The following is a 16,852-nucleotide window of genomic DNA, read 5'->3' as shown; positions in this document are numbered from 1 at the left end:
TTCTGTAAAACAATAATTTCATACTTCAAACAGGAGCAAGAATGAAACCAGCCTTTGTCGCATCGATAGCGTTTGTCTGTTTTTCTTTGGCCGGATGCATGCCCGGGACCAAGGAGCGGATGGAGCAAAAAGGGTTTGACGCTGCCTACAGCCAGGGCTACGAGGATGGCATCGCCAGCGATTCGCACTTCTTCGCAAACCTCAAGCCAACTACCCGAGCAGGCGCCTCGACAACAGTGCCACCATGTCACGCCGCCCATCGGCGATCAGGTAGATATAGACCCGCGGCCCGATGATCCGGTAGATCACGCGGTAGGGCTTGAAATGGAGTTGCCGGTATTCCCGCATGCCCAGGGACTGCAGTTCGCGGGGATAGGTGCCGCGTTCAGGGCAACAGCGCAGACTGTCGACGACTGCCATCAGCTCGTCGAGTACGTGTTCCGCATGCTTGCGGCTATCGTGTTCGGCAATGTAATCGAACAGGGTTTCGAGATCCTGCTCGGCGCCTTCGGTGATTAACACCTCGAAGGCTGGCCCGGTCATTTTCCCGCCTTGGCGCGCAGGCGGGCGACGACGTCCGCGACCGGTTTGACCTTGCCGGCCTCGATGTCGTGATTGCCGAGCGCCAGCACTTTCAGCAGGGCCAGGGTTTCCTGGGTTTCTTCGTAGGAAGCCACATCCTGGATGACCGCCTTGGCTTCGCCATTCTGCGTGATCACCATCGGCTGACGTTCTTCGGCCAGCAGCAGCAAGACTTCAGCCGCATTGGCCTTGAGATAGCTGATCGGTTTGACTTGGGAGGAATAACGCATCGCGGCCACCTTCGGACTGAATAAGGTCTTAATGTAGTCTTGCTTGCTCTTTCATGCAATCGCGGCTTGCCGCATGGTTTGCAGATCGATTGCTCACTCCCCGCCATCCGCCGCGTAAAAGCGGATCGCGTTTCGCCCGGCTGCCTTTGCCTGATACATGGCCTTGTCCGCCCAGATCAAAATGTCGTCCGGGCTGACTTCGTGGTCGAGGAAGACGACCACGCCGATGCTGGCCGAGCAGTGGTGTTCGACGCTGCTGGCCGCCCTGCCTTCGTGCTCGACTTGCAAGCAGTAGGCACCGGAAAGCCGGGTGCGGATCTTTTCGGCGACAACTTCGGCCAGGGCGATGGATGCTGCGTGATCGACATCCAGCTCGCCGAGCATCACGACAAACTCGTCGCCGCCAAAGCGTGCCACCGTGTCCATTTCGCGCACGCAGCTCTTGAGGCGTTGCGCCACTTCGATCAGCAGCAGGTCGCCAACGAAATGCCCGTGTTTGTCATTGAGCGGCTTGAAGTTGTCGAGATCGACAAACATCAGGGCGCCATGCTGCCCGCTGCGTTTGCTGGCAGCCAGTGCCTGGCACAAGCGGTCGTTGAGCAGGCGCCGGTTGGGCAACCGGGTCAAGGTGTCATAAAAAGCCAGTTCCTTAACCTGGTCCTGCATCTGTTTGCGCTTGGTGATTTCCCGGGTGATGCCGTGATACCCGGTAATCGTTCCATGTTCGTCACGCACCGCCTTGGAGAATACCTCCCCCCAGATCGCGCGGCCATCCTTGCAGCGATGCGACGCCTCAAAGCTCATAAAACCGAGATTGGTGCGATCGTGCTGTGCTGCGCGTCCTTTGTTCATGGCTTCCTTGGCGATGATGACGCCGTCTGCATCGAACAACTCGGTGGCATGACGACCGATCACTTCTTCCGCCTTGAAACCGCGCAGACGTTCATCCGACGGGCTGATATAGGTAATGAAGAAGTTGGCGTCGGTCCGCCAGATTACGTCGAGCGTATCTTCGGTGAGCAGCCGGTAGAAGGCCTCTCTTTCGTTCAACTCGCGGGTGCGCTCCGCGACCAGGGCTTCGAGCACCTGGTTGCGCTCCTGCAGGCGCTGGAGGGGATAGACCTCGCCTTCCTGCACCAGCTGATAGGGAATCGAGATGCCGCTGTGGACGATTTTCCAGTCTTCGCCCTCTAGGCGGAAGATCAGGACCAGCCGCGCCACCTCGCGCGAAAGCACGTGTTCGGGCTGCGGCAGGTGAATATTGAAGAAGGCAGTCACCACAACGACCTCTTCGCTCAGGTCCTGCAGCGCAATGTCGCGCATTTCAATGCGGATCCGCCCCGGCACTTCCGAGAAATCCTGGCGGGTGATGCGCACCCACTCGTCGCGATCGGTGACCAGCTCATTGCCGCCCCCCGCGTAGCCACTGAAGTTCTCGCTGAACAGCGTCGTCAAGCGATCATCGCGCCCGGCATAGAGCTCGATGTACTCGTCAAACAGCGCGCGAATCTTGCGATGGCGGTCCGGATGAAGGAGGATGGATGTCATGGAAGGAATTTTCGTTTCTGAACTGGAATCACACTGTCCAACGCACGTATACCATATCGGACGCCGGGATCCCCCCCGGGCGGACAAACCGGAGCGTGATTTCAACATGGCAACACGCCCGGGACTTCCATCCATAGATGCCGAGCACCGACAAGGAATGAACCCGGCCAGCCCCGGCCGGATTACACTTTTCCCGAAACGAGAGTATTCCTATATGTTTTTTGTCATCATCTTCCTGAGCCTGGCCAGCCTGGCCAGTTATTTCTTCCCCGAGTGGTCCTGGGCGACGGTTCTCCTGGCGTCATTGGGCTGCGTCATTACCCTTCGCCTGGCCTTGTTGTTCGCGGATCGCTCGAGCAAGGCGGCGGGGAAGACGCCACAGCCCTGAGCCGCGCTCACGCTGCCATCATCGCGGCCGCCTTGCCCGACTTCGCCGAGGCGAGCGCAAGGCTGCGCGCATCCGGGAAAGCCTGAAAGCTCCCGGACCAGGCAATACGCCGGCTTTCAGCCCGCCCGCTGAATGAACTCCGAAAAGCTGCGATCCGACTGGAGGATGTGCTGCGACCACCAGTCGGTCAGGAACTGACGAAACTCCTCGCGCCCGATCTCGCCATTGGCAATCTGCTGTAGCTTGTCACCGAGCATCTGCCAGAAAACCGCGTGTTCTTCGTGATGCCGCTCGTAAAGGGATTTGCCGCAGCGTTTGAGCAGGCGCTCCTCAGTCCTGAAATGTTCGTCGATATAGAACAGCAGATCATCCCGGACATAACGAAAACCGGGATCGGGAGAGTGCTGACAATTGTCTTCAGGCACCAGCGCGATGGCCTCTTCGCAGAGGTCAAGCAAAACCCTGTGCTGATTGTCCAGGAGCCAGTTGCCAACACTGTAGCTGGCTTTCCATCCGTGCAAATCAAGCATCGTGATGCCTCCGTGTCATGGGGATCAGCACGCGGCAACCGACTGAAGCTGGAAGATTGCCTTGCGTGTCCTGCCTGCCAAAAACGCAATGAAGAGGAGCGGAACCAGATAGCCGGGACGCCAGCCAGCGGAATTGCGCAACGGCCTGTCGCCGGACTCACTGTTGCCGACGGCAGCGCCTGCTTTTCTGGCGTCCGGGCATTAAGACTCGCGCTTTGGGGCCGAGTTCCCGGCCAAGAAAGCCGGGAAGCAAGGTCACGCCAATACGCGGGGTAGCCGCTCAGACCAGGCTGCACGCCCACCACCGCATCGACCGGACAATCGGCCGCTCAGCCCCGCCCGGCCTGCACCGCCAGATGCGTGTGCGCCAGGCGCACGAGATCCATCGGCAAGCCGAGGGCGAGACCGCGTTCGGCCATGGCGCCGAGAATGTGCTGGTGCTCGGTGTGCTGCCCGGCCTGCAGGTCGCGCAGCATCGAGGCGGTGAAGGGCGAACCGGGTGCGATCAGCATGCCGAGCGCCCGCTCGGTCGCCGCTGCACCGGTCGGATAGCCGCTCAGGCGTGCGACGGCGCAGCATTCGTCGTACATCTGGCGCAGCAGGCTCTCGCCGTAGGGCGTTGCCAGGATTTCGCCGACCGAACCGCGGCAAAGCGTGGTCATGCCGGCCAGCGCCGCCAGGAAAACCCACTTGTCCCACAGCGCCTGCTCGATATCCTCGGCATGGACGCTGGCAAACGGCGCTTGCTTGCAGAGCGCGATGAAATCCCTGGCCAGATCGGCGTGCGCCGGGTCGCGCGAGCCGACGGTCAGGCTGTGAATGTCATTCAGTTGGCGGACCGCACCGCTCTCGGTAATGGTCGCTGCGATGTGGGCGACGCCGCCCATGACCTTTGCCCGGCCGAACTTGCGGTCGAGTACGGCGAGGTGTTCGATGCCGTTCAGGAAAGGCAGAATCACGGCCTTGCCGACGGCGTTTTCCAGCGACGCGAGGGCATCGTCGAGATCGTAGGACTTGGGGGCCAGGATGATCAGGTCGTAGACCGGCGTCACGCTTGCCGCCGTCACCGTCGCCGGCTGCACCGTGAAATTGCCGTGCGGCGTCTCGATGCGCAGACCTTCGGCCTTAATCAGGGCCTGCCGCTTGTCGCGCAGCAGGAAAGTCACGTCGGCCCCGATCTGCAGCAAGCGGGCACCGAAATAACCGCCGATGCCGCCGGCGCCGAGAATGAGTATTTTCATGGATGAACTCCTGGGCAATCAGAGCGGCCCGGCATATTCGCCGCGCGCCGGGTAGTCGTGGGCAATTGCGAAATCGATGGCGGCGAGCAGATCCTGGAACGCCGGCCGGGCGAAGGGCATGCTCTGCACCGCGCCATAGTAAAGCGTGCCGTCGGGCCGCACCAGGAAGACGCCGGGCTCGCTGAACAGCGCCGGCTCCTCGATGCCGAGCGAGGTCTTGCCGCGCGAGGCGCTGATGTACAACCCCCATTGCCGGGCGCAGGCGAGGCTCAAGCCGTAGCCGATCGGCAAGGCCGCCGCCTTGATCTTGTCGGCCATCGCCGCGGCGCGCTCGGCATCGTCGCTGCTGACGGCGACGATACCGACGCCACGCCGGGCAAACTCGGGGGCCAGGCGTTCCAGTTCGAGCAGGTATCTGGCGCAGATCGGGCAATGCAGGCCGCGGTAAAAAACGACCAGGTCGAAGCGCTCGCCGGGGGCGGCGCCGAGTACGAAACGCCCGCCAGCGGTCAACGCGACATTCAGGGCAGAAACCGGCTGCCGCGGCATCAGGGCTGTCATGCTCATGCTGCATCCTTTCATGGATTGATGGCCGCGGTCAGCAGGACTTTCCGGGCCGATTGCCGGCTTGCTTGACCGGGACGGGCTCATTGTGCTGAACTAAAAGCAAACTTTAGTGCAACATTGTTTGCAATTCGTACAAATGACCTCAGCCCCGCACCTCGACCGACTCTCCGCCCTGCTCGCCGGCCTCGCGCCGCGCGTGCGCGTCGCCCGCCCCGCGCCTGCCGCGGCGCGCCTTGACGTTGCCGCCGATGCCGCGCCCGGTCTGCATCTCTACCTGCTGGCCGAGGGCAAAATGGCACTTGAATTGAGGTCGACCGCCAGCCGCGAATTGCCGGCGCCCTGCATCGTCGTCTGCCGTGCCGATACGCCGCACGCGCTGAGCGCAGCAAACGCCGCCGACTGGTCGCAACTGATCTGCGCCCGCGCCTGGCTGGACGGCCCGGTCGCCGCGCTGCTCCTGGGCGAATTTGCCGAACCGCAGGTGCTGGCGCTGGCCGGCGCCGAATCTTCGCTGCAGCATGTCGTCAAGCTGATTGCCGCCGAGCTGCAGGCACCGCGCTGCGGCCAACCGGCCCTGCTCGAGCGGGCTGGCGACATCCTGTTCATCGGCCTGTTGCGCCACCTGATCGCCCATCCGGGCGAGCGTGGCGGCTTGCTCAACGGGCTGGCCGAGCCGCGCATCGCGCGCGCCCTGGTCGCCATCCACACCCGGCCGCAGGCGCACTGGACGCTGGAAACGCTGGCCGCGGAAGCCGGCATGTCGCGCACCGCCTTTGCCAACACCTTCCGCGATGCGATGCGGCAGACGCCGGGCAAATACCTGGCCGCCGTCCGCCTCGCCATCGCCCGCCGTGCCGTGCAGGCGGGCAAGGGACTCAAGAGCGCGGCACGCGATGCCGGCTATGCGAATACCTCGGCCCTGTCGCGCGCGCTGGCGCGGCCGGCCGCACTTCAGTAAACCAGCAGACCTTCCGCCCGGAACAGGTCGCGCACCTGGTCCAGCGCCTCTGCGGATGGCGGTTCGACGCCGGCCAGCGGATAGTCGAGGCCCTGCGCGCGCCATTTCGCGCCGCCATGCTGGACGAAAGGCATGACATCGACCCGCTCGATATTGCCCAGACTGGCCGCAAAACGGGCAAGCGCGGCAATGTCGGCAACATCGTCGGTCAAACCGGGCACCAGCACGAAACGCAGCCACACCGCCTTGTTGCGCGCCGCCAGCACGTTGGCAAAGCGCAGCGTGGGAGCGAGTTCGACGCCGGTCAGCGCGCGATGGCGCTCGGCAGAAAATGACTTGATGTCGAGCAGTACGAGATCGACGCAGTCGAGCAGGGCATCGTCGGCGAAATCGCCGTAATAGCCGGGGGTTTCCAGCGCCGTGTGCAGGCCCATGGCCTTGCAGCCCTCAAGAATGGCGCGGCTGAACTTGTACTGCAGCAGCGGTTCGCCGCCACCCAGCGTGACACCGCCGCGCCCGCGCAACTGTGTCTTGCGCCGGGAAATGTCGGCCAGCACGTCGGTCACCAGCGCCGGCGCGCTGGCGTGCCGCTCCCAGGTATCCGGCGCATCGCAATAGCCGCAGCGCAGCGGGCAGCCGGACAGCGTCAGTACATAACGCAGGCCGGGGCCGTCGGTGCTGCTGTAGTTTTCGGTGGCGTGCACCCAGCCTTCGAGATCACCGGACTCGGTCCAGTACGGAGGGGGCGGCACGCCGTGTTTGTTCTTCAGTTCAGACATGATTGCTTGGGGACCGGATACGGCAAAAAGGTTCCGCCATACCGCTGGTAATTGACGGTATGGCAAACCCGCTGCCTGCATCGGCCGGGCGTTGGCAAGAGTGCGAGGGCGCCGAGTTTCTCCCGGCACAGCCTCGCCTTCAATTGGGACTATCCACTAGTCGGCGGGGCAAACGGCCCCCGCCTGAACGCGCCAAAGCAGACTGCTGCAGGCCCGGCGCGCGCTGATGCTGAAGCAGCAGATTCCCGGCTTTTCCGGAAAAACGGTCTTTTTTCACGGTCGACCGCTAGCCGCCGGCTATCGGAAACCCGAATGCCGGATGCCGGCCAATATCGACATTCCGTCAATCCGCCGAAGGGCGCGCAAAAAAACCACGTGAAATCAGGCAACTAAAAAACAGCTGTCGGCAAAAACAGCTGGCACGCCCGGTGCTATTGAAAGCCTGCGAAACCAACGTCCGGTTTCATCAATGCACAAGGAGATCCAATGAACCGCTTTCTCGTCCGCTGCGCCCTGATCGTCGCAGCCTTCTGCCAGGCCCTGCCCGCCTTCGCCGACAAACCCGGTGTCGTCATCCTCGCCACCGGCGGCACGATTGCCGGCGCCGGCGCCGATGTCGCCAAGAGCGCCACCTACCAGGCCGCCAAGGTACCGGTCGACAAGCTGATCGCCGGCATTCCCACCCTCGCCGATGTCGCCCGCGTGCGCGGCGAACAGGTTTTCCAGATCGCTTCCGAAAGCTTTACCAACGAGCACCTGATCACCCTCGGCAAGCGCGTCGCCGCACTCGCCAAACAAGCCGACGTGGATGGCATCGTCGTCACGCACGGCACCGACACCCTCGAAGAAACCGCCTACTTCCTGAACCTCGTCGTGCACACCGACAAGCCCATCGTCGTCGTTGGCTCGATGCGTCCGGGCACCGCCATGTCAGCCGACGGCATGCTCAACCTGTCGAATGCGGTCAGTGTTGCCGCCAGCCAGGACGCGCGCGGCAAGGGCGTGCTGGTGACGATGAACGACGAGCTGAACAGCGGTCGCGACGTTTCCAAGATGATCAACATCAAGACCGAAGCCTTCAAGAGCCCGTGGGGCGCGCTCGGCATGGTGGTCGAAGGTAAGAATTACTGGTTCCGCCTGCCGGCCAAGCGCCATACGGTCAACTCCGAATTCGACATCGAAAAGATCGACAGCCTGGCCCCGGTTGAAATCGCCTACGGTTACGGCAATGTCAGCGACACCGCCGCCAAGGCACTGGCCGACAAGGGTGCCAAGGCGATCATCCTGGCCGGCACCGGCAACGGTTCGGTCGCCGCCCGCGTCGTCCCCGGCCTGCGCGATCTGCGCGCCAAGGGCGTGCAGATCATCCGCTCCTCGCACGTCAATGCCGGCGGTTTCGTCATCCGCAACGCCGAGCAGCCGGACGACCAGTACGACTGGGTCGTCGCGCATGACCTGAACCCGCAGAAGGCCCGCATCCTGGCCGCCGTCGCCATGACCAAAACCAGCGACAGCAAGGAACTGCAGCGCATTTTCTGGGAATACTGAGCCAACGCAGTTTGACTAGCTGAACCACCGGCGGGCCCAGCGGCCCGCCCGGCTCCCCCGCTTCAGACAACACACCGATGCCGCATCGCCGATGCCGGCAGGGACCCACTTTTTCCCGAATCAAGGATCGCACCATGAAAAAACTCGTACTCGCCATGACCGCCGCCGGCCTTCGCGCCGGGCTTCGCCCAGGCCGGCGAACTGGATGACATGAAGGCCGCCATGCAGAAAATGCAGGAGCGCATCGCCCAGCTCGAAGCCCTGGCCAAGGAAGCGCCGCGCGCTGCGCCGGCCGCGACCACCGCACCGGTGCTCTCGGCCTCTTCGCTGGGCGCCAATGCCAGCGTCACCGCCTACGGCAAGCTCGACCTGTTCACCGAGTACAACAGCGGCGGCGGCAAGGGTGACCGCCAGGCCATCGAATCCGGCGGCCTCAACGGCAGCCGCCTGGGCGTCAAGGGCGGTGCCGACATCAACGAAGGACTGCGCGCCGTCTTCCAGCTCGAAGCCGGCATTTTCGCCAACAAGGGCACGCTGGCCCAGGGCGGCCGCCTGTTCGGACGCCAGGCCTACGCCGGCGTCGAAGGCAAATACGGCCGCGTCACTGTCGGCCGCCAGTATTCGCCGCTCTATAACGCGATCATCAGCTACGACGCCTTCGAACAGGGTTACGGCTCGCCGACCACCGACGGCAATGTCAGCACCGGCTCGACCCGCTTCGACAGTTCGCTGGTCTATGCCAGCCCGAAATACAAGGGCCTGAGCCTCAATGCCATGCTCGCCCTGGGCGGCGAAACCGGGCGCAGTTCGGATGCGGTCGCCGTTGCCGTCAATTACGAAAACGGCCCCTTCGACATCAGCGTCGCCTATCAGAACGACGACCACGCCAGCAGCGCAACCACCCTGACCGAAAACAGCTTCGTCGGTGTCGGCTACCAGATCATGAAGACCAAGCTGCTCGCCGGCTACGGCCACGCCGTCACCACACCGGACGGTGGCCTCAAGACGACGCGCAATGAATGGATGGTCGGCAGCCGCACCGCCGTGACCAGCACCGGCCAGTTGCTGCTCTCCTACGGCGAAGGCCGGACCGAGGACAGCAGCCCGGGCATCAAGGGCAGCGTTGCGACGATCGGCTGGGTCGAAACCATCGGCGCCCAGTCGCGCGTCTATGCCATCGTCTCCGCCCACGACAACAGCGCCGGCTCCGCCCTGGTCCCGATGGGCACCAGCTCGGCCGCCAACTACACGGTCAATCCAGGTGACTCCGCCTACGGCTTGGCGCTGGGTTATCAGTACTGGTTCTAAGCAGTTTCCCCGGGACGGCTATTGCCGTTCCGGGGTGTCGTCGCCAACGGCAGGAAGCGGCTCGAATTCTCATACAGAGCAACCGGGCAATGACAAGAGATCGGCCAATCCAGACATTGGAAAGACAACGTAGTACCGTCCGCAATACGAAGATTTGCTGACCTTTGGGTTCGACGGAAACCAAACCCAAGCGAGTTCAGGGGCCTCGAAAAAACTCCCAAATCTTGACCATGGCTAGCGTATCCAGCCTACAGTACCGCCGTAGTTGCGCCTCGATTTCCGCTTTCTGTTCTGGCAAGCAATCCGCGCTGATTGCTTCCTTGAAGGCAGTCATTGCCATTTCACCGTTCTGAACACCTTCAAGCTGCCCATAATCCAAATCCGGTGCAATTGCCGGCAGGACTTTCTTGATGCTCCAGCTTCCCTGCTGGCTGGGGTGGTAATAGCGTTCTGTAGCAATGTCGAGTAAATCCACCATGCGCTTACTGATAGCCAGCAGAGGGATGCTCAACTCTGGAAATCTATCCGCCAACTCCTTGATACGGCCCTTCTCGAACTTGGCGCTGAAAACGAACACCGGGCCTTGTTCACCATAGGCATTAACCAGCGCCTCGGCAAAACGCCGCGAAGGATCGTCGCCGCTCAGATCGAGAAACTCCTGGTGCTGCAGATTCCCCGCTTTCGAGAGCACATGCAGACTGAATTGGAAGGGAATGTGTTGATAAGGTCGCGTACCTGCCCAGATGGGGACGGCAAACATCGTGGTCTCGAAATCGAGGAAATAGCTGGGCAACGGGTGGTTAGCCAAATCGCTCACCGCACCTTGGGCGTCAAAGTAGATTTGCTGATCAACCGTGCAATGCTTGACGCGCAGTTGCTGTCCGTTGAGCGCATGATCCGGCACATCGCGCATATCGGCTGTACCGCCCGCGATCAATGCCTTGAGGGCCTTGCTCTTAATGTTTGGGAGCCAGGACACCGGATACTCGACCGTCGGCGCACTTTGCGAGCAGTAGCTCATGAAGCCGCAGACATGGGGCTTATTGCACTGTTCCCCAATACGGATCGGCGGTTCGGAGATAGTAGCCGCCACATCTCGTGCCCCGGCGATCCAAGACTCGACTTCGGCGCCGTGGGCAAATGCTTCCGAAGTCAGCTCTGATTCGATCAGCAAGCCCCGATAGTCTCCATTTCCGGCATAAAACCAGGAGTTATCAATGTGCGCGACGGCAATTGACTGGAGTGGCACGCCGGCGGCCCGTGCAACATAAGCCTGGATCGCCGCGTCATCGCGATGGTAGTCCTTGACGCTGGTTGAAGATTTCACCTCGACCATGCGCCAGGTTCGACCTTCGCCATCGTTCACAGGCAGCAGAATATCGGCCAAGGCCAGCGCGCCGTTTGCGGTGAAGCCGACTTCAAACAGTGGTGCATTGGCGCCATCGATCAAGGCCTTACTCTGGCTTAGCAGATCACGAAAACCAAGTTTTTCGAGGTCGAGCAAATGTCCTTGCCCCTCGGGGTCGTAGATTTTGCGGGCAATCGCTCCCACTTCATGGCCTTGCGCCATGGCACTTTGTGAGCCAGCAGCCAGATCGATAAAGTCACGGCGGTGAATTTCCAGCCAGAGCCGCTTCGGACATTGGCGGTAAGCAAGCAGTTTTGATTTCGAAAGATTGTTCAAGGCCATTCCTCGTTAATAGCGGCTGAACGCATCACCGCGATGCCAGAGAAAACCTTCGAGAGCCATCAGCCAACCCCAGGTTCGGTCGGCCTTGGCATTGCCGTGGATTGCTGCCAGTGCGTAATGTCTCGTTGCCTTGGGCAAATGGCGGCGTGTTCCCAGCCCACGCTCGTACATGTGGGCCAACATGGCATGGCCACCCATTGCGCCAGCGAGTACCGCACGCTGCGCCAAGGCAAATGCCTTCTCATGAGAACGGGCATCAGAAGAAAGCCGGAGGAGCGCCCCGGCCTCGATCAGTAGTGCCTCACCACGGTTACTTTGATCAATCGTCATCAAGCTCACTCCCCGTAACTTAGGCCATCAACCTTGCAACCACCACATTCACGCAAAAATTCGATGTACTCATCCACTAGAGTGACCATCCGTTCCACCTCATCAGAAAACTCATCAAGCCAAGGCACATCTGGTCGTAGATCGCAATCATCATCGCGATTTGCCTCATCTGCCCTCAAGGACTGGGTTCTCTGCCGGAGAACAAAATAGGCATGAGTGATCCCATAATTCCGTAATGTCGTGAGATGTCTGGCCAGCATTTCCGTACTTTCCCCATCCATATGTGGATGCGGGGGAAAGTCGTAGTCGACCTCTGCGCAGATGAATTGATGGACTTCGATCCAGTCGTCCATCGAGTAGAACATGCATTCCTTGCCGGCATCGGATTTGGGGGCAACACCCAGGAACAGTTGGTCAGACATCGGAACTCCCTTCGCCAAGTTCATCGTTCAAGAAAAAAACCACCACCCCACTTTCTTTCCGGGTGCTGGAGCATCAACCACAACTGAATTATGCAAAACGTTGACGACAAATGGCGTCGCCAATCCTGGTTAGCATTGGTTCATCGAACATACATCTCACCGGGAGAAGCCATGAAAGTCTTTGTTGCCATGCTATTCGCCGTGCTTGTTGCCGCCTGTAATGGACCTGCGCCGCGACCCCAACCGAATACCGCAGGAACGTACAAACAGGAGTTGCCCTCCGCAACAGCGGAATCGGCTTTCCAGGAATCGACCGGCACGCTGAATCTGCTCTTTGATGCACAAGGCAACTGGGTACGATTGAGCGCCAAGGGCAGTGCGGGACTGGCCGATGATTCGCCGTCCTCTCGTGAGTCCGCACTGATGATCGCCTCACTGCGCGCCAAGCGGACCCTGTCGGAGTTTCTTTCCAGTCAGGTGAAGTCTGAAACAACCGTACGCCGCATCGCAAAAAGCTATACCCGCCACTTCCAATCGGCAGAACAAGCCGGTGACGAACTCGCCACCGACAGCGAGGCTGCACCTACAGTGGACGATGAAAAACGCAGTGCCAAGTCGGCGCAGGCACATCGGGTGGCATCGGCCCTGGTTGAGCGCATTCAGGAAAGCAGTGCAGCAATCCTGAAAGGGGTGCATGTGACCTATCGTTTCTTCGAGGATGGTCGGGTTGTCGTTGAAGTGAGCGCCACTCGGCAGTCCATCGCAACTGCGAGACAAATCTCGCGGGCTATGTCCGGGAGCCTCTAATGAAAATCCTCATATGGCTCATCTGCCTGATGGTTCGCAGCGTGCTTGCCGCCGAGGTCGAAGCTGTCGGTTACGGGCGAACTGCGGAAGAAGCGCTGAACAGTGCCAAGACGGCCGCAATTGAAAAAATCGCCGGCACCTTCGTTACGGGGCGAACTCAGGTAGAGGACGACAACTACCGTCAGCGCATCGACCAGTACCACGGTGGCCGTATCCGGCACTACGACATCCTGCGTAGTGAAACGGAGAACGGCTTGATCGTGACGCGTATCCTGGCAGAGGTGGATACAGACAAGGTCAATACAGTGGCCCACGACCAAGGGGCAGACATCGTACCGGCCACCGTCGATCAATTGAATGCAGATCGCGACGAAGATCAACGCGCCCGGAAAATACTGAATGCGCTTGATGACCCAAGTCAGGCCTACGTCGTTCGCCTATTGAAAACCAGTTACCGTAATCGGGACGACAAGGTGGATGTCTCCTTGGAGGGCATCGTCTTCCTCAACCCCAAATGGGTGAATGATCTCAGGGTACTGGTGCAAACGATGAATCGCCCCGTTGATATTGGTTCCCGTTGGTCGGATTTTTTCTGGGGAATGTCCGCGCTCTCCGCCGTTGTCAACCCCGCCTTGCCGGGAACCATCGGCCACCTGGCGCGAGCAACGCAAACCAAGCCAGGAGCCGGCGACACCTACATGGCCTGCTTCGGCGAAACACCTGGCTGGGACGTGGATGAATGCCATCTGATCCGTCATCCGCTATATCGCCTTTCCCGCAATGGCCGAAGGAATATCCAGATAATGCTCGATACCGGGATCGCGTCACGTCAGGTCGGACTGTTTCCAATCAACATCGACCCATTGCTGCCGGAAGTGAGTTCCGGTCAAAAAGTCTATTTCACAAAAAGCGCACGGGAGCGCCGTTTTGGTTTCCCCGGGGTGCTGGTGTACGGGAAAATTGCCATGCCGTTCCAATACACCCTGACGGTTTCTCCGGAAACCTTGCAGGAAGGGATGTCCTTCCTGCTATCCCTCGAAGGCAAGTCGTAGATGAGCAAAATCTCCAACATCAGCATTCCGGCCAATCGCTTCAAGGCAATGCTGCAAATGATCCCGCGAGCGCCGGACAGCATTTCGACCGAGCGATTGCAAGAAAGGCTCTTTGCCGCTGGATTTGAAGTCGATCTGCGTACCGTGCAGCGGAACCTGAAAGATCTGGTCGTGTCGGGCGAATTCGGCCTGAACAGCGAGAAGAAGGGCAGGGAGTCGGCGCGCTGGCAATATCTGGCCGATGCCCCCGTCACCATCTTCCCTTCGCTGGATGACCACACGGCACTGGCTTTCCGACTGGCCGATGCCTTCCTGCAGTCCCTCATGCCGCCGGAAACGGTGCATGCACTTCGCCCATTCGTGGATGAAGCAGGGCGGCATCTGGCCAAGCGCCGCCAAGCGGCTGCCGGAAAATGGCAGGACAAGATCCATGTATTTCCACGTGGCTTACGGCGCAAGAGTCCCCCAATTGCCAAGGAGATTCGAGATACCGTCTATCGAGCGCTCCTGGATGAAAAGGCACTACATATTTCTTATGCGACCCCAGGGCGCCCAGTTCCTAATGAGTTTACGATTAGCCCGCTAGGACTGATCATTCGCGATTATTTGCTCTACCTGATTGGACTGCCTGTTGAGCAGTACGAGCGGTCGGAAAAACAAATCTTGTCTTTTGCGCTGCATCGGATTCGTGCCATTGAGACGCCAGAAGCAGTCAAATTTCTTCGGCCGGCGGATTTTTCCTTGGCCGATCATGAAGACTCATTGGGCAAGCCGCGCAAAGGTGAAAGCAATTATTACGATCTGGTAATTCGTATTGGCGCACGCACCCTTGTTTCCATGCGGGAATGTCCGCTGGTTGAGCGGCAAACTTTGGAAAAAGACGCTAGCGATCCCGAAGGCAGGACACTGTTAAGAGCTCGCGTACCAAACACCGAAGAGCTGCGACAATGGATTCGTTCGCTCGGGCCGAATGCCGAGGTGATCGAGCCTAAATCCTTGCGTGCCGATATGGCAGAGGAATTTGCCACATTGGCACGGCGCTATGCTCCCCCTACTTCTGCCATGGTTTAAGGAGACGCCGTGTCAATGCTCGCTTTGCCAGAATCTGAATGCCAGGAAATCCTTGCATTGTTCCGACAACATCTGCCGCATGTTCCAGATGACTGGCAACAGGAATTGGCTGGCAATTATAGACAGGATGCCGTGGTCGATATTGATCCGAATGACGTGATTGATATTTTGTCCGTTCCAGGTGAACAGCATCGAATCCAAACGCTTCTGACAGAGGAAGAGCCCCTTGAAAAAATATATTCTCGATTATGTGATGCACTGGAAGCAAGAGGCATTGATCAGCAACAGATTTCAGCCAGCTTACTGATGATCCATGATTCATCAGCAAAGCTGGCAGAGATTGGTAATCTTGTTCAGCGTGTCGCGGTTGAATACGGTGACAGCGTCAAGAAAGGATGGGCTTGGTACAGGTCTATGCACTTAGATACCCCCAAACGACTTGTGTGGGTAGTTGCCATAAATGTCCCGAGTAACTCTGATCTACTTGAATGATAGGTAAATTGATTTGCCTTTGATCGCCTTGACGGAACTGGCATAACCTTCGTTTACCAGCACCGCTGCTATCGCCGATGCCATCCCAGAATGAGCTGTAGTCTCTAAATCAAGCCACTCACCGAACGACTCCGCAGAGGGATTGGTGCGGCTAGCGCCTAACGGTATCAATTTCTGTCCAGAAAACTCGGCAATAACGCTGTTCAGCAATCCTGGACTAATTTTGAATGAAGAACTCCCCCATTTGCCCGTGAATCCCGTTGATGCAGTACCGGAATAGCGAATTTCGCTACCACCCCCACTTAGTGGAGTAGTGGTTTTGGATGAAGTTGCCCCCGACCCGCAACTAGCCGCTGGTACTGGCAGAGAATTCAAACAACTTACATCATAGCCAAGCATGAAGAGCGAGGCCTCAGCAGCATGCATTCTGAATTTTAATGGCACATTTTTTGTGCCGGGAATTGCATCGGCAAACCAACTATTTCTGGATAACAACTCCTGCATAATCCATCCGAGCCTGACCTTAGCGGAAGCCCATTGAGTCGCCTGATCTTGATTCCCCGTTAGAACCCCCGGTGATTCCGCATTTACAAAAGCATCATCAACTGAACGGCCGCCATAAACGGAAGGGAACACGAGCAATTGAGGTAGCGGGGTCCGCCATAGCCCCTTCGCCCTTCTCCAGAGTTCAACAAGTACCGCTATTGCAGCCGCAACACGGGAGTCATAGATAGGGAGTCCGTCATCTGACGCCAATGCATGCACCTTAGTTAGCATTGAATTCAGATGTTGAACCTCACCAAGATTCTCGAGATCAGCCACCGAAAGATCTAACGTAGACTTGCAAGTCTGAAGGTAACTGGATATCCCATGGAGTCGTTCCAAGAAAGGCCATGCACCTCTTTTCCAGCTTCGGTTCCCCCCCCACGACAGGATGTCCTTACATGCTTCTAGAGTCTGATGGTCGTTTCCATTAGCCAAGGTGTTTTTAAGGGATTTCGACAACCCCGACAAGGTCGCCGAACAGTCATGCCAGTCGCCTTTCACCATGCCAGCCGATTTCCAGCAGTAATAGTTAATGGCTTTTTCAATACCCGTAAATTTCTGATCTATGGAAACAGGGACGAAACGTGATTTTTTAACTTGCAAATGAATGGGTAGATTGGGACCCTCTAAATTCAGCCAATCAATAAAACCCAGAACATTAGGATCGTTGAGAAACGCCTTCTTATCCATTAGGTAATTTCCTTCCGTTACGTCGTATGGATTGGATTCATGTAAATTCGTCGCGATGGTTAGAACGTGCTGA

Annotated in this window: 19 protein-coding genes; 8 read left to right on the top strand and 11 right to left on the bottom strand. The window is 59.0% G+C overall.

The features are described from left to right. Positions 1 to 210 precede the first annotated feature (210 nt). The 3 genes from KI612_RS08405 to KI612_RS08395 all read right to left on the bottom strand — a co-directional run bounded on the left by KI612_RS08405 (position 211) and on the right by KI612_RS08395 (position 2,360). Positions 211 to 543, bottom strand: coding sequence for a type II toxin-antitoxin system RelE/ParE family toxin (locus KI612_RS08405; RefSeq protein ID WP_226443398.1), 333 nt, complete (start codon positions 541 to 543; stop codon positions 211 to 213). Then, entirely contained in the window at positions 540 to 812 is a 273-nt protein-coding gene (locus KI612_RS08400) for a type II toxin-antitoxin system Phd/YefM family antitoxin (protein WP_226443396.1), read from the bottom strand. The genes KI612_RS08405 and KI612_RS08400 overlap by 4 nt, the downstream gene beginning before the upstream one ends. A 93-nt stretch (positions 813 to 905) precedes the next feature. After that, positions 906 to 2,360 carry a diguanylate cyclase domain-containing protein gene (locus tag KI612_RS08395; RefSeq protein WP_226443394.1) on the bottom strand — a complete coding sequence of 485 codons (1,455 nt, stop codon included), beginning with the start codon at positions 2,358 to 2,360 and terminating at the stop codon, positions 906 to 908. Between KI612_RS08395 and KI612_RS08390 the strand changes: the two genes are divergently transcribed. Then, entirely contained in the window at positions 2,359 to 2,748 is a 390-nt protein-coding gene (locus KI612_RS08390; RefSeq protein ID WP_226443384.1) for a hypothetical protein, read from the top strand. The genes KI612_RS08395 and KI612_RS08390 overlap by 2 nt on opposite strands. A 116-nt stretch (positions 2,749 to 2,864) precedes the next feature. On the opposite strand, the gene KI612_RS08385 is transcribed toward KI612_RS08390, so the two are convergent. From KI612_RS08385 to KI612_RS08375, 3 genes are all read right to left on the bottom strand, one after another. Further along, complete coding sequence (locus KI612_RS08385; protein ID WP_226443372.1) at positions 2,865 to 3,278, bottom strand: bacteriohemerythrin; 414 nt, start codon at positions 3,276 to 3,278, stop codon at positions 2,865 to 2,867. A 329-nt stretch (positions 3,279 to 3,607) separates the two neighbouring features. After that, the gene (locus KI612_RS08380; protein ID WP_226443370.1) at positions 3,608 to 4,519 is read right to left on the bottom strand and encodes a 2-dehydropantoate 2-reductase; all 912 of its coding nucleotides are present in this window, start codon (positions 4,517 to 4,519) and stop codon (positions 3,608 to 3,610) included. Positions 4,520 to 4,537: 18 nt separating this feature from the next. Beyond that, positions 4,538 to 5,086 carry a peroxiredoxin-like family protein gene (locus KI612_RS08375; RefSeq protein WP_226443368.1) on the bottom strand — a complete coding sequence of 183 codons (549 nt, stop codon included), beginning with the start codon at positions 5,084 to 5,086 and terminating at the stop codon, positions 4,538 to 4,540. Between the two features lie 136 nt (positions 5,087 to 5,222). Between KI612_RS08375 and KI612_RS08370 the strand changes: the two genes are divergently transcribed. Further along, positions 5,223 to 6,044, top strand: a complete 822-nt coding sequence (locus KI612_RS08370) for an AraC family transcriptional regulator (RefSeq protein WP_226443366.1) — start codon at positions 5,223 to 5,225, stop codon at positions 6,042 to 6,044. Here KI612_RS08370 and pflA read toward each other — a convergent pair. Continuing rightward, positions 6,038 to 6,823: a pyruvate formate-lyase-activating protein gene (pflA, locus tag KI612_RS08365; protein WP_226443364.1), complete on the bottom strand. Its 786-nt coding sequence runs from the start codon at positions 6,821 to 6,823 to the stop codon at positions 6,038 to 6,040. The genes KI612_RS08370 and pflA overlap by 7 nt on opposite strands. A gap of 486 nt (positions 6,824 to 7,309) precedes the next feature. Between pflA and KI612_RS08360 the strand changes: the two genes are divergently transcribed. Both KI612_RS08360 and KI612_RS08355 read left to right on the top strand, forming a co-directional pair. After that, positions 7,310 to 8,371 carry an asparaginase gene (locus tag KI612_RS08360; RefSeq protein WP_226443362.1) on the top strand — a complete coding sequence of 354 codons (1,062 nt, stop codon included), beginning with the start codon at positions 7,310 to 7,312 and terminating at the stop codon, positions 8,369 to 8,371. A gap of 210 nt (positions 8,372 to 8,581) precedes the next feature. Then, positions 8,582 to 9,679, top strand: a complete 1,098-nt coding sequence (locus KI612_RS08355) for a porin (RefSeq protein WP_226443360.1) — start codon at positions 8,582 to 8,584, stop codon at positions 9,677 to 9,679. A gap of 196 nt (positions 9,680 to 9,875) precedes the next feature. Here KI612_RS08355 and KI612_RS08350 read toward each other — a convergent pair whose 3' ends face one another. From KI612_RS08350 to KI612_RS08340, 3 genes are read right to left on the bottom strand one after another with little or no spacing between them, the layout of a single operon-like run. Beyond that, entirely contained in the window at positions 9,876 to 11,363 is a 1,488-nt protein-coding gene (locus KI612_RS08350) for a DUF2779 domain-containing protein (RefSeq protein ID WP_226443358.1), read from the bottom strand. 12 nt (positions 11,364 to 11,375) lie between these two features. After that, positions 11,376 to 11,699, bottom strand: a complete 324-nt coding sequence (locus KI612_RS08345; protein ID WP_226443356.1) for an SEL1-like repeat protein — start codon at positions 11,697 to 11,699, stop codon at positions 11,376 to 11,378. A 5-nt stretch (positions 11,700 to 11,704) separates the two neighbouring features. Beyond that, complete coding sequence (locus tag KI612_RS08340; RefSeq protein WP_226443354.1) at positions 11,705 to 12,121, bottom strand: hypothetical protein; 417 nt, start codon at positions 12,119 to 12,121, stop codon at positions 11,705 to 11,707. A 171-nt stretch (positions 12,122 to 12,292) separates the two neighbouring features. Here KI612_RS08340 and KI612_RS08335 point away from each other — a divergent pair, with 171 nt between their 5' ends. The 4 genes from KI612_RS08335 to KI612_RS08320 are packed head-to-tail and all read left to right on the top strand — an operon-like array spanning position 12,293 to position 15,543. Continuing rightward, entirely contained in the window at positions 12,293 to 12,928 is a 636-nt protein-coding gene (locus KI612_RS08335; RefSeq protein ID WP_226443352.1) for a hypothetical protein, read from the top strand. Further along, a complete protein-coding gene (locus KI612_RS08330; RefSeq protein WP_226443350.1) occupies positions 12,928 to 13,980 on the top strand; it encodes a hypothetical protein in 1,053 nt (350 codons plus the stop codon). Before KI612_RS08335 ends, KI612_RS08330 begins: the two co-directional genes overlap by 1 nt. Then, positions 13,981 to 15,051 (top strand): helix-turn-helix transcriptional regulator, encoded by a 1,071-nt coding sequence (locus KI612_RS08325; protein WP_226443348.1) that lies wholly within the window; start codon positions 13,981 to 13,983, stop codon positions 15,049 to 15,051. A 9-nt stretch (positions 15,052 to 15,060) separates the two neighbouring features. Continuing rightward, positions 15,061 to 15,543 (top strand): hypothetical protein, encoded by a 483-nt coding sequence (locus tag KI612_RS08320; RefSeq protein WP_226443346.1) that lies wholly within the window; start codon positions 15,061 to 15,063, stop codon positions 15,541 to 15,543. Here KI612_RS08320 and KI612_RS08315 read toward each other — a convergent pair. After that, entirely contained in the window at positions 15,532 to 16,779 is a 1,248-nt protein-coding gene (locus KI612_RS08315; RefSeq protein WP_226443344.1) for a hypothetical protein, read from the bottom strand. The two genes, KI612_RS08320 and KI612_RS08315, sit on opposite strands and share 12 nt — an antisense overlap. Positions 16,780 to 16,852: the final 73 nt, after the last annotated feature.

Origin of the sequence: Quatrionicoccus australiensis, assembly GCF_020510525.1 — a bacterium.
Classification (GTDB): domain Bacteria; phylum Pseudomonadota; class Gammaproteobacteria; order Burkholderiales; family Rhodocyclaceae; genus Azonexus; species Azonexus australiensis_B.
This window is presented reverse-complemented; position numbering and strand designations above follow the sequence as displayed.

Excerpts from the sequence above, each read along its gene's own strand:
- KI612_RS08345 (WP_226443356.1), bottom strand. The coding sequence starts at position 11,699 with ATGACGATTGATCAAAGTAACCGTGGTGAGGCACTACTGATCGAGGCC.
- KI612_RS08405 (WP_226443398.1), bottom strand. The coding sequence starts at position 543 with ATGACCGGGCCAGCCTTCGAGGTGTTAATCACCGAAGGCGCCGAGCAG.
- KI612_RS08390 (WP_226443384.1), top strand. The coding sequence starts at position 2,359 with ATGGAAGGAATTTTCGTTTCTGAACTGGAATCACACTGTCCAACGCAC.
- KI612_RS08385 (WP_226443372.1), bottom strand. The coding sequence starts at position 3,278 with ATGCTTGATTTGCACGGATGGAAAGCCAGCTACAGTGTTGGCAACTGG.
- pflA (WP_226443364.1), bottom strand. The coding sequence starts at position 6,823 with ATGTCTGAACTGAAGAACAAACACGGCGTGCCGCCCCCTCCGTACTGG.
- KI612_RS08335 (WP_226443352.1), top strand. The coding sequence starts at position 12,293 with ATGAAAGTCTTTGTTGCCATGCTATTCGCCGTGCTTGTTGCCGCCTGT.
- KI612_RS08400 (WP_226443396.1), bottom strand. The coding sequence starts at position 812 with ATGCGTTATTCCTCCCAAGTCAAACCGATCAGCTATCTCAAGGCCAAT.
- KI612_RS08360 (WP_226443362.1), top strand. The coding sequence starts at position 7,310 with ATGAACCGCTTTCTCGTCCGCTGCGCCCTGATCGTCGCAGCCTTCTGC.
- KI612_RS08315 (WP_226443344.1), bottom strand. The coding sequence starts at position 16,779 with ATGGATAAGAAGGCGTTTCTCAACGATCCTAATGTTCTGGGTTTTATT.
- KI612_RS08330 (WP_226443350.1), top strand. The coding sequence starts at position 12,928 with ATGAAAATCCTCATATGGCTCATCTGCCTGATGGTTCGCAGCGTGCTT.
- KI612_RS08380 (WP_226443370.1), bottom strand. The coding sequence starts at position 4,519 with ATGAAAATACTCATTCTCGGCGCCGGCGGCATCGGCGGTTATTTCGGT.
- KI612_RS08355 (WP_226443360.1), top strand. The coding sequence starts at position 8,582 with ATGAAGGCCGCCATGCAGAAAATGCAGGAGCGCATCGCCCAGCTCGAA.
- KI612_RS08395 (WP_226443394.1), bottom strand. The coding sequence starts at position 2,360 with ATGACATCCATCCTCCTTCATCCGGACCGCCATCGCAAGATTCGCGCG.
- KI612_RS08370 (WP_226443366.1), top strand. The coding sequence starts at position 5,223 with ATGACCTCAGCCCCGCACCTCGACCGACTCTCCGCCCTGCTCGCCGGC.
- KI612_RS08375 (WP_226443368.1), bottom strand. The coding sequence starts at position 5,086 with ATGAGCATGACAGCCCTGATGCCGCGGCAGCCGGTTTCTGCCCTGAAT.
- KI612_RS08325 (WP_226443348.1), top strand. The coding sequence starts at position 13,981 with ATGAGCAAAATCTCCAACATCAGCATTCCGGCCAATCGCTTCAAGGCA.
- KI612_RS08340 (WP_226443354.1), bottom strand. The coding sequence starts at position 12,121 with ATGTCTGACCAACTGTTCCTGGGTGTTGCCCCCAAATCCGATGCCGGC.